Source organism: Dietzia sp. IBK-p2-15D, assembly GCF_057773105.1.
The window spans coordinates 37,517-48,630 of record NZ_JBYMTK010000004.1; the positions used below are offsets into that span (position 1 = coordinate 37,517).

General features: G+C 67.9%; 11 protein-coding genes. 6 read left to right on the plus strand and 5 right to left on the minus strand.

Annotated elements, in window-relative coordinates; translation table 11 throughout:
* Positions 1-12 precede the first annotated feature (12 nt).
* The gene (locus tag AC3DEV_RS07550) at positions 13-993 is read left to right on the plus strand and encodes a 4-hydroxy-3-methylbut-2-enyl diphosphate reductase (RefSeq protein ID WP_132063403.1); all 981 of its coding nucleotides are present in this window, start codon (positions 13-15) and stop codon (positions 991-993) included.
* Between the two features lie 71 nt (positions 994-1,064).
* On the opposite strand, the gene AC3DEV_RS07555 is transcribed toward AC3DEV_RS07550, so the two are convergent.
* Positions 1,065-1,562: a DUF6542 domain-containing protein gene (locus tag AC3DEV_RS07555; protein WP_259839696.1), complete on the minus strand. Its 498-nt coding sequence runs from the start codon at positions 1,560-1,562 to the stop codon at positions 1,065-1,067.
* Between the two features lie 11 nt (positions 1,563-1,573).
* A complete protein-coding gene (locus AC3DEV_RS07560; RefSeq protein WP_269500939.1) occupies positions 1,574-3,079 on the minus strand; it encodes an AI-2E family transporter in 1,506 nt (501 codons plus the stop codon).
* Positions 3,080-3,178: 99 nt separating this feature from the next.
* Between AC3DEV_RS07560 and ychF the strand changes: the two genes are divergently transcribed.
* Together ychF and AC3DEV_RS07570 are read left to right on the plus strand one after the other, a co-directional pair.
* Positions 3,179-4,258 carry a redox-regulated ATPase YchF gene (gene ychF, locus AC3DEV_RS07565; protein WP_488371720.1) on the plus strand — a complete coding sequence of 360 codons (1,080 nt, stop codon included), beginning with the start codon at positions 3,179-3,181 and terminating at the stop codon, positions 4,256-4,258.
* Positions 4,259-4,503: 245 nt separating this feature from the next.
* Complete coding sequence (locus AC3DEV_RS07570; protein ID WP_182634280.1) at positions 4,504-5,031, plus strand: DUF1877 domain-containing protein; 528 nt, start codon at positions 4,504-4,506, stop codon at positions 5,029-5,031.
* 63 nt (positions 5,032-5,094) lie between these two features.
* On the opposite strand, the gene AC3DEV_RS07575 is transcribed toward AC3DEV_RS07570, so the two are convergent.
* Positions 5,095-5,667, minus strand: coding sequence for a YdeI/OmpD-associated family protein (locus AC3DEV_RS07575; RefSeq protein WP_488371721.1), 573 nt, complete (start codon positions 5,665-5,667; stop codon positions 5,095-5,097).
* A gap of 183 nt (positions 5,668-5,850) precedes the next feature.
* Here AC3DEV_RS07575 and AC3DEV_RS07580 point away from each other — a divergent pair, with 183 nt between their 5' ends.
* The 3 genes from AC3DEV_RS07580 to AC3DEV_RS07590 all read left to right on the plus strand — a co-directional run bounded on the left by AC3DEV_RS07580 (position 5,851) and on the right by AC3DEV_RS07590 (position 7,459).
* A complete protein-coding gene (locus tag AC3DEV_RS07580) occupies positions 5,851-6,495 on the plus strand; it encodes a mismatch-specific DNA-glycosylase (RefSeq protein ID WP_488371803.1) in 645 nt (214 codons plus the stop codon).
* Positions 6,496-6,702: 207 nt separating this feature from the next.
* Positions 6,703-7,035 carry a VOC family protein gene (locus tag AC3DEV_RS07585; RefSeq protein ID WP_488371722.1) on the plus strand — a complete coding sequence of 111 codons (333 nt, stop codon included), beginning with the start codon at positions 6,703-6,705 and terminating at the stop codon, positions 7,033-7,035.
* Positions 7,036-7,129: 94 nt separating this feature from the next.
* Positions 7,130-7,459 (plus strand): YciI family protein, encoded by a 330-nt coding sequence (locus AC3DEV_RS07590; protein ID WP_488371723.1) that lies wholly within the window; start codon positions 7,130-7,132, stop codon positions 7,457-7,459.
* Between the two features lie 58 nt (positions 7,460-7,517).
* On the opposite strand, the gene AC3DEV_RS07595 is transcribed toward AC3DEV_RS07590, so the two are convergent.
* The gene (locus AC3DEV_RS07595) at positions 7,518-8,636 is read right to left on the minus strand and encodes a N(5)-(carboxyethyl)ornithine synthase (protein WP_488371804.1); all 1,119 of its coding nucleotides are present in this window, start codon (positions 8,634-8,636) and stop codon (positions 7,518-7,520) included.
* Positions 8,637-8,853: 217 nt separating this feature from the next.
* Positions 8,854-11,088, minus strand: coding sequence for an NADP-dependent isocitrate dehydrogenase (locus AC3DEV_RS07600; RefSeq protein WP_488371724.1), 2,235 nt, complete (start codon positions 11,086-11,088; stop codon positions 8,854-8,856).
* Positions 11,089-11,114: the final 26 nt, after the last annotated feature.

Genomic DNA, 11,114 nt, shown 5'->3' on the forward strand with positions numbered 1-11,114 from the left:
TACCCTGGGGACATGACCGAGCAGACCGACATGATCGCCGAACCGGCAACCAAGCGGGTACTTCTCGCGGAACCGCGCGGCTACTGTGCCGGCGTCGACCGAGCCGTCGAAACGGTCGAGAAAGCCCTGGCCAAGCACGGAGCGCCGCTGTACGTCCGTAAGGAGATCGTCCACAACAAGCACGTGGTCGAGTCGTTCACCGACCAGGGCGTGGTCTTCGTCGACGAGACCGACGAGGTCCCGCACGGGGCGAACCTGGTGTTCTCCGCGCACGGCGTCTCGCCCGCGGTCCGGGAGAGCGCTCTCCAGCTCGAACTCAAGACGTTCGACGCCACCTGCCCCCTGGTGACCAAGGTCCACACCGAGGTCAAGCGCTTCGCGCGCGAGGGTTACCTCATCCTGCTGGTGGGCCACGAGGGCCACGAGGAGGTCGAGGGGACCGCCGGTGAGGCGCCCGACGTGGTGACGCTGGTCGACGGCCCCGAGTCCGTGGACGCGCTGGACATCCCCGTGGACACCGAGAAGCTGATCTGGCTCTCACAGACCACGCTCAGCGTGGACGAGACCATGGAGACGGTGCGCCGCCTCAAGCAGAAGTACCCCACGCTCATCGACCCGCCGTCCGACGACATCTGCTATGCCACGCAGAACCGTCAGGTCGCGGTCAAGACCATGGCCCCGCAGTGCGACCTGGTGATCGTGGTGGGGTCACAGAACTCGTCCAACTCCGTGCGACTGGTGGAGGTCGCGCTGCAGGCGGGAGCCCGCGACGCGCACCTGGTGGACTACGCCAAGGAGATCGACACGTCCTGGTTCGAGGGCGTCACCACCGTCGGCGTGACCTCGGGCGCGTCCGTGCCGGAGATCCTCGTCCGCGGAGTGGTGGACCTGCTCGCCGACCACGGCTTCGGTGACGTCTCCACCGTCCGGACGGCGCAGGAGACCATCACGTTCTCGCTGCCCCGCGAACTGCGGGTCCCCAAGAAGGTCTGATACGCGCCCCCGCCCGCCGGTAGGTGGCGGGGGAGGACGCGGTAGCCGTCAGCGCCCCGGCGCACCCCGCCTCAACGGCGGGCGTGTGCCGGGGCGCTGCGCTGGATGGGCGGCGCCGCGGGGCGGGCGACCCGCGGCCGCGGCTCCAGCACCAGAGCACGGATCAGGGCGATCGCCACCACCACGACGGTCGTGGTGATCATCAGCGGGAAGCGGGTCGCCAGCGGCAGGATGATCGCCACGAGCTGGGACCGCGAGAAGACGTCCGCGCCCGAACCGACCCCAGAGACGACGTAGACCAGTGGGACCAGCAGGGCCATGATGATCGGTGGCTGCACCCCCGCGACGAACACCGAGCGCCGCGCGACCGCGAGCACGGACACCACGCAGCCGAGGAAGAACGCCACGGTGAAGCCCGCGCCGAGGTCCCCGGAGACCGAGTCGATGGCCACGCCGGTCAGCGAGATCGCCACCGCCAGGAGGACCGCGGTCCAGGCCGGCAGCCCCCGCGTCGAGGACAGCACGGACCGCTCGTCCGCGGGTACCCGTCCACTCCTGCGTCTAGTCACGGGAGAAGACTCTAACCTCCCAGTCGGCGGGCGAGGAAACGGCCGAACCGCCGTAGCGGGTTGGGCTTCTCCGCCTCCTGCTCCTGCGGGGACGGGCGGTAGCCGTCGACCGCCTTCGGATCGACGGGGCCCGCCGCCGGCGGGGGTTCATCCGACAACCCCGGTGCGGCGGTGGTGGAGCCGCCGCCCACCTCGTCGTCGTCGGCCTCCACGGTGACCCCTGCGCCCGCACGGGTGGGGACCGGGCGCCGGGGCCCGGCGATGTCGGGGCGCTCGTCGATCATCCCGGCCATGATCGCGGTGCTGCTCTTGCGCAGAGGTGCGAAGCGCGAGCTCGACAGCTCGGCGAGCCACGCGGTCAGACGTCCCTCGTCTGTCGCCGACGCCAGATCCGACGCGGTCACATCACCGGTACGCAGATCGATCTGCTCGTTGATGTAGCGCAGCGCGACCGCCAGTACCGCGAGGAGCGGGACGGCCAGGAACGCGCCGATGATGCCGAACAGCGTGCTACCCGCGGCCACGCCGAGCAGGATGACCCCCGGGTGCAGGTTCATCGCGCGCGACTGGACGATCGGCTGGAGAACGTTGCCCTCGAGCTGCTGCACGAGAATGATCACGACCAGGACGATGATCGCGGTCGTGAAGCCGTTGGCGACCAGGGCGATGAGGACTGCGAGCGCACCCGCGGTGAAGGCGCCGACGATGGGGATGAACCCGGCGATGAACGTGATGACGGCCAACGCCCACGCCAGCGGTACGCCCAGGATCACCAGAGCCAGACCGATGAGCACCGCGTCGACGAACGACACGATCGCCTGGGCGCGGATGTAGCCGCCGAGGGTGTTCCAGGCGCGGGTCAGGACCTCGGTCAGGTGACGGCCGGCGGTGCGCCCGGAGATGCGGCGGACGAACGGGAGGAACCTCGGCCCGTCCTTGATGAAGAAGAACGTCAGGACCAGAACCAGCACGAGGGTGATCACGAAGGACCCCACCGCGCTGACACCGCTGAACACACCCGAGGCGATCTGGTCACCGCGGTCCTGCAGGGTGGAGCTGAGCTGCTCGAGGACCCCGTCGAGCTGCTCGTCCCGGATGTTCAGCGGCGGGCCGCGCAACCAGTCCTGGACCTGGGTGATCGCCTCCGAGGTCTGGTCGGCGAGCTGCACGCTCTGCTCGACGATCGACGGGGCGATGAGGGCGACCACGCCCGAGACGAGGCCGAGTGACGCGATGATGGACAACAGCGAGGCCAGCGTCTTGGGGACCCTGTGCCGCACCATCCACCCCGTCGGCGGCCACAGCACCGTGGAGACGATGAGCGCCAACAGGATCGGGAGGATGCCGACCCACAGGGCGCCACCGATCCTCGATACCAACCAGCCCGCGACGAGAAGGATGGCCAGTCGCAGGGCCCAGTCGGTGACCCAGCGCCCGCCCAGTCCGATGAGGACGGAACGGTCGACGTGCTGCTCCTGGTCCTCGACGGGGGGACGCGGTTTCGGCTCGTCGGTCATGGGTCACATGATGTCAGAGGTCACGGTGGTGTGCTCCCTGACGAGGCGCCCGACGGCCGCGGGGGAGGAGCCGGGGTGCTGTCCGTAGACTGTGCCCTCGTGAGCCTCACCCTCGGAATCGTCGGACTGCCCAACGTCGGTAAGTCGACCCTGTTCAACGCCCTGACGAACAACGACGTCCTCGCGGCGAACTACCCGTTCGCCACCATCGAGCCCAACGTCGGCGTGGTCGATCTGCCGGACCCACGCCTGAACCGACTCGCGGAGATCTTCGGCTCCGAGCGGATCCTGCCCGCCGTCGTGTCGTTCGTCGACATCGCGGGCATCGTCAAGGGCGCCAGCACCGGTGAGGGGATGGGCAACAAGTTCCTCGCCAACATCCGTGAGGCCGACGCGATCTGCCAGGTCGTGCGCGTCTTCGACGACCCGGACGTCATCCACGTCGACGGCAAGGTCGACCCGATGGCCGACATCGAGGTGATCGCCACCGAGCTGATCCTGGCCGACCTGGAGACCATCGAGAAGGCGATCCCGCGGCTCGAGAAGGAATCGCGCAAGGACAAGTCCCTCGTTGCGTTGCTGGACGAGGTCCGCAAGGCGCAGGCCGTGCTCGAGGACGGTCGGACCCTGTTCAAGGCGCAGGACGAGGTCGACCGCGGGCTGCTGCGTGACCTGCACCTGATGACCGCCAAGCCGTTCCTCTACGTGTTCAACGCCGACGAGTCAGTGCTGACCAGCGAGGAGCGTCAGGCCGAACTCCGCGCCGCGGTCGCCCCCGCCGACGCGGTCTTCCTCGATGCGAAGGTCGAGGCCGAGCTGCTCGAACTGGACGAGGACGACGCCATGGAGCTGCTGGAGTCGATCGGCCAGCACGAGCCGGGCCTGAACTCGCTCGCCCGCGCCGGGTTCCACACCCTGGGCCTGCAGACCTACCTCACCGCCGGCCCCAAGGAGTCGCGCGCCTGGACAATCCGCAAGGGCGACACCGCCCCCAAGGCCGCCGGCGTGATCCACACGGACTTCGAGAAGGGCTTCATCAAGGCCGAGATCGTCTCCTTTGCCGACCTCGACGCCGCCGGGTCGATGGCCGCAGCCAAGGCCGCCGGCAAGGTGCGCATGGAGGGCAAGGACTACGTGATGGCCGACGGCGACGTGGTGGAGTTCCGCTTCAACGTCTAACAACTGCCTGCTAGGCGGGGCTTGTCGGCTCTACTGACAAATCGCAGAGAGCGGCTGGCGCGTTCAGCTCGTGCATCCGGACGGCGTGAACCGATCTCCGCTAGGGCTTTCTGGACTCGTTCGTGCTGGCGGGGCTGTCCGTGGGCGCTAGGAGTTTCTCCACAGGCGAGTGCGATCGGCACTTCCTATCCACAGATCGGTCGTGGGGGGTTATCGGATCCCGCGTGGAGGTCGATGCTGGGTGCATGGGAATCAGGTACTACGCATACGCATTCGACAGCGAGATCACACAGGAGGTGCTCGCCGATCCACGCGCCTACATCAGCGCGGACCCGCTCGCGGACGCATTCGGACTGCCGCACGGCTTCGCGGTGGGGACGACCGACTTCCAACAGGGGCCACCCGTGGAGGACATGCTCTACCTCGACAAGTCGTGGAGAAACCTGCAGATGATGACGCAGCCATCCGATCCGGATGAGCGAGCGCGCCCCGCCTACCGGATGTTCGAAGGCGCCGTGACGCCGCTCGAGAACTGGGAGGGCTGGTTGCCGTGGGTACGGGCGATACCGCCCGAAGACGTCGCTTGGATCGCGGACGATCTGGACGCGATCACCCGCGCGGACTTCGTTCCCTGGTTCAGTCGGCACAGCGGACCGTTCGGGGAAGACCACGAAGCGGAAGCAGACTACGTCGATCACTTCTTAGGCCGGGCGAGACGTTTTCTCCGCGGGCTCGATACATCCGGTCGAGGATTCGCGTACTTGATCGGGTGACGGCACGGCTGGCCCCTCGTCGTCGAATCTGGTCGCGCGGGGGACCGATGGAGATGGGGTGGATTACGACGGCGTGAGCCGCGATATCAGCTGCGCGACGCGTCGCTCGAGGGCATCCTCGTTCGTAGCCGTGAGGAGCGGGAGAAGCGCGCTGAAGCGCTCGGTCCAGGTGAGCCGGGAGAAGGCCGCCTTCGCGGTTGGTGCCGCCTCGAGGGCCGTGCGGAGAGCATCCGGAGGCTGGGCGGTCGCTTGCCCGGGGTAGGCGCGGTCCCAGCGTCCGTCGGATCTCGCCCTCTCGATCTCGGCGATGCCCCGCGGTCGAAGTCGACCATCGGCGGCGAGGCGCTCCGCGATCTCGACGTTTCGCCGTGACCAGAGCGAACGCGCCCGGCGTGGGGTGAACCTCTGCAGGTAGGTCCGCTCGTCATAGCCGTTGCGCTGGCCGTCGATCCATCCGCTGCACAGAGCCTCGTCGAGAGCCTCCCCGTAGCTGAGGGAGGTCGGAGTCGTCACGCGCTTCTTCGCGAGCATCAGCCAGATGCCGTCGGAACTGTCCTCGTTCGTGCAGAGCCACTCGCGCCATTGGTCTCTGCCGGCCAAGACGACAGGGGACGCCGGGCCTTCCTTTGCGCTCATGGGCCCAGCCTTTCAGGCCCTACGGACGCACGCTGTCCTCACGTGGAGACGGTGGTGAGTCTGTCCGACCCCGCCGGTCGAGATCGCGGGGATCTCGTCGCGCTAGCCTCCTCCCATGGTTGAGAAGGCGAAGACGCGCGAAGAGTGGCCGGGTGCGCTGGACGTCGGCACATCGTGACCGGGATTCCGCGACGGCCGTCCCCACTCGGCGGCCGCCGCCCGAGACGCGAGGAGCTCGCCGGATTCGCGACCGATGATCCGAACGGTGTCGACGCCGTCCTCCCCGCCGATCCCGGCCGGCTGCGCCTGCTCATCGTGGGAGTCAATCCGGGACTGTGGACCGCGGCCGTCAACGCGCCGTTCGCGCGGCCGGGAAACCGGTTCTGGCCCTCACTGCACCGGGCCGGGCTGACCGACCACCTCGTGGACGCCTCGACAGGATTGTCGGCGGAGAATGAGGCGCAACTGCTCTCCCGCGGGATCGGCATGACGAATCTCGTCGGAAGGGCCACCGCGCGGGCCGATGAGCTCTCTCGCGACGAGCTGCGCTCAGGCGCCGAACGCCTGGCCGTGTTGGCCGGGGAGCTGGGTCCCGCAGTGGTATCGGTCGCAGGAATCACCGCCTTTCGTACCGCCTTCGCGATGCCGAAAGCGACGTACGGGGAACAGGACACCACCCCGGTCCCGGGGTGGCCCGACGATGTCGCACTCTGGGTGGTGCCCCAGCCGAGCGGGTTGAACGCCCACGAGACCATCGACTCGCTGGCCGACCACTGGCGTCGGGTCTGGGAGGCCGTCGAGGAGCGTCACGGGTCGAGCGACGGCTGACGAGCTGCACGTTCAGCGCCGGGGGTGGGCCGGGCACCCCGGAGGGACGTTCCTCCTGGGCCTGTTCGCGCGCTACTCGGGGAGATAGGATCCGGGGCCATCACGACGACGAGCCCGGCGTTCTCCCGGACCATCTGGCGCCTCCGGGACGATCGGGTAAGCGCCGCGACGCCCCGGGATCACAGCAGACCGGACCGAGGAGCGACGATGTTCAGAGGGCTGATGGGGAACTGCACGGTTTCCGACGAATCGGTGGCGGAAGCGTGGTACTCCCGCCTTCTCGACCGGGGGCCGGACAGCCGGCCGATGCCGGGGTTGCTCGAATGGCATCTCGGAGACGGTTTCGGTCTCCAGGTCTGGGCCGAACCGGATCGGGCAGGGCACTCTTCGGTGGTGATCGAGGTCGATGACCTGGACTCGGTGGTCGGTCGCCTCGTTGCGGCCGGGGTCGACAATCACGGTCCGCAACCCGGCGGCGGTCGGAGGATTCTCGTGGTGGAGGACCCCGACGGCAACCGCGTCGTCTTCGCAGGAGACTGATCGCGCGCACGACGCGGGGCCGGGCGCCTGGTCAGAGGAGAGTGACTCGTCGGGACCGTTCCGCAGTGCGTCCCCCCGCGGTTACGCTTCCCGGATGGGCATCTTCCTGGGAATACTCAACGGCGCGGCCGACCCGGCGACCGAGCCTGAACTCTCCGAGGCGGAGCAGGAAGAGTTCATGGCGGCGTGGTCCCGGTGGGCGGAGGAGGCGGGCCCGGCGCTCGTGGATCCCGGGCGTCCGTTGTACCGCAAGCGGCGCGTCACCAGCCAGGGTGTCGAGGTCTTCGAGGACGCCGGGGTCGCCTACATGCTGCTTTCGGCGCCCTCGCACGAGTCTGCGGTCGACATCGTGCGCGGGCACCCGTTTCTCGCGCTGTTCCCGGGCAACTCGATCGACGTCATCGAGTGCCCCGACGTCCCGTGACCGTCGCCGGGCCCCTGCCGCCCGCCGTCGCCACGGACCCGGGAGCGCTATGAGCCGGCTATGCGGGACGCGTCCCGGCCAGGGCGTGGGGATACGCGGTGTCACGGCCCTGGAAGCTCAGGATTCTCGGGTTGACGATCACCCCGTCGCGGATCTCGATGGCGCGGGAGATGGTGAGGTCCTCGTCCCACGCCGCGGGGCCCTCCATGACGGTGCGCAGGAACGGAAGTAGTGCCTCGCTGATCTCCCACGTCGCCGAGTTCCAGAGGTACGACGGGCTGTGATCGACCGCGTAGTAGTTCACCCCGTGGCCCACGGTGAACATCGGGTCGTCGAATCCCGTGGGCTGTGCCCATTCGAAACCCATTCCCGCGTCACAGGAGACGTCGATGATCAGGCTCCCCGCCGCGAAGCCCTCGAGGTCCCGGGTGCGCAGGTACGTCATGGGTGCGTCCACGTCCTGGAGTGTGCAGTTGACGACGATGTCGTGTGCGGCGAGGAATACCGGGAGCGGGACGTCACCATCCTCGGTGGGCACCGTGCCGAGGTGGGCTGGACCGCCGTCGGTGTGGAGCTGGGTGATGTGCGCGCTGTGGATCGGTGAACCGACTGCCGTCGCCCCGCGCTGTGTGAGGACCTGGATGTCGTGGATCCCGTGGGCACTCAGTGCGGTGACCGCCCCGCGGGCGGTCGCCCCGAAGCCGATCACGACTGCGCTGCGTCGTGGTCCGTAGTTTCCGGTGCCTCCGATGAGACTCAGGGCGTGGAGGACCGAGCAGTACCCGGCGAGTTCGTTGTTCATGTGGAGTACGTGCAGGCTGAAGTCACCCTGCCGGGTCCAGTGGTTCATCGCCTCGAAGGCGATGAGGGTGAGGCGCTGGTCGATCGCGGTCTGCGTCAGTTCGGCGTCCTGGACGCAGTGGGGCCATCCCCAGAGGGTGCGACCCGCGGGGATCTCGTTCACGTCCGCCGCCTGGGGTTTCGGGAGCAACAGGATATCGGCGGCCTGGATGACCTCCGACCGCTCTGCGACCCTGCCCACCCTCGACTCCACGTACCCGGGTTCGAGCTGGAAGTCCGCAGCGTACCCGCGCTCCACGACCATCCGCGCCCGGATGTCCGGATCGATGCGATCCAGGTGGTGCGGATGAAGGGGCAGGCGACGCTCGTTCTCCATCGTGGAGTTGGCCAGGACTCCGAGCGTCAGGAGGGGACGACCCGGGGTGTCGGGGGAGTCCCTCGGATCGGAGGCGGAGTGGGGCGGTTGAGCGGTGCCGGACATCCGGACTCCCATCATCGGGGAACCGGGACCAGCTCCGACTCGAGTGTAGGCCGATACAGCACCGCACCCACCGGCCGAGGGCCGATGGGTGCGGTGATGCGGACTGACGGGGTCAGGCGCGGGTGTCCTCGAGCGCGGCGTTGAGCGTCTCGCTCGGCCGCATCGCCTCCCGCAGCTTGTCGATGGCGGGCTGGAAGTAGCCGCCCAGCTCGACCGGCGTGCCCTGCACCGCGAGCAGCTCGTCGAGGATGGTGTCCCGGTCCGCGGTCAGCTTCTCCGCGAGCGGGCCGAAGTGTGCTGCCAGTTCCGCGTCCTCGGACTGCTCGGCCAGTTCCTGCGCCCAGTACAGTGCGAGCCAGAACTGGCTTCCCCGGTTGTCCAGCTCACCGGTCGTGCGGGACGGCGACTTCCGGTTCTCCAGGAGCTTGCCGGTCGCCGTGTCGAGCGTCTTGGCCAGGATCGTGGCCTTGGGGTTGTCGTACTTGCGTCCGAGATCGTCCAGGCTCGCCCCGAGCGCGAGGAACTCACCGAGCGAGTCCCAGCGCAGGTGGTTCTCCTCGACCAACTGCTGGACGTGCTTCGGCGCGGAGCCGCCCGCACCGGTCTCGTACAGTCCACCGCCGGCCATCAGCGGGACGATGGACAGCATCTTGGCGCTGGTCCCGAGCTCGAGGATCGGGAACAGGTCGGTGAGGTAGTCGCGCAGGATGTTGCCGGTCACCGAGATGGTGTCCAGGCCCCGCCAGGCGCGCTCGAGGGTGTACCGCATGGCGCGCACCTGCGACATGATCTGGATGTCCAGACCCTCGGTGTCGTGCTCGGCGAGGTACTTGTTCACCAGGGTGATCAGGTTGTTCTCGTGGGGCCGGTACGGGTCCAGCCAGAACACCGCCGGCATCTCGGAGGCGCGGGCGCGGTCCACGGCGAGCTTCACCCAGTCGCGGATCGGCGCGTCCTTGACGGTACACATGCGCCAGATGTCACCGGCTTCGACATCCTGGGACAGCAGGACCTCGCCGGTGGCGGCGTCGACGATGTTGGCGACACCGTCGTACTGGACCTCGAAGGTCTTGTCGTGACTGCCGTACTCCTCGGCCTTCTGGGCCATGAGGCCGACGTTCGGCACGGTGCCCATCGTGGTGGGATCGAAGGCGCCGTTGGTCTTGCAGAAGTTGATGATCTCCTGGTAGATCCGCGCGAACGTGGACTCCGGGATGACGGCCTTGGTGTCCTTCTTGCGACCGTCGGCGCCGTACATCTTCCCGCCGATGCGGATCATCGCGGGCATCGAGGCGTCGACGATGACATCCGAGGGGGAGTGGAAATTGGTGATACCGCGCGCCGAGTCGACCATCGCCAGCTCCGGCCGCTGCTCGTGGCAGCGGTGGAGATCCTCGATGATCTCCTCCTTCTTGGAGCTGGGGAGATTCTCGATCTTGTTGTACAGGTCGGCCATGCCGTTGTTGACGTTGATGCCCAGCTCGTGGAACAGCTCCTCGTGCTTGGCGAAGGCGTCCTTGTAGAAGACCCGCACGGCGTGGCCGAACACGATCGGGTGGCTCACCTTCATCATGGTGGCCTTGACGTGGAGCGAGAACATGACGCCGGTCTCCTTGGCGTCATTGAGCTGCTCCTCGTAGAAGTCCATGAGCGCCTTCTTGCTCATGTACATCGAGTCGACGACCTCGCCGGCCTCGAGCGGCACGGTCTTGAGCACGTGGGTCTCGCCGTCCGGGGTCACGACCTCCATGCGCGCGTCGCACGCGCGGTCGAGGATGATCGACTTCTCGCCCGCGTAGAAGTCGCCGTGTGTCATGTGGGCGACGTGGGTCTGTGAGGCCATCGACCACTTGCCCATGGAGTGCGGGTTGGCCCGGGCGTACTCCTTGACCGCCTTCGGGGCGCGGCGGTCCGAGTTGCCCTGGCGGAGCACCGGGTTGACGGCGCTGCCGAGGCAGCTGCCGTAGCGCTCGACGATCTCGACCTCGTCGGGGGTCTTGGGGTCGTACGGGTAGTCCGGGATGTCGTATCCCTTGGACTGGAGCTCGGCGATCGCGGTGGTCAGCTGGTTGACCGAGGCGCTGATGTTCGGGAGCTTGATGATGTTGGTGTGCGGGTCCTGGGTCATCCGGCCCAGTTCACCGAGGTTGTCCGGGACCTTCTGCTCATCGGTGAGCCGCTCGGGGAAGGCTGCCAGGATGCGAGCGGCCACCGAGATGTCGCTCGTCGTGACGTCGATGCCGGCCGCGTCGGCAAAGGTGCGCACGACCGGGAGGAACGCCTCCGTCGCCAGGCGCGGGGCCTCATCGGTGAGCGTGTAGATGATCGTCTGTCTGTCTGAGGTCATGGATGTCGACTCTTTTCGTCTCGAGG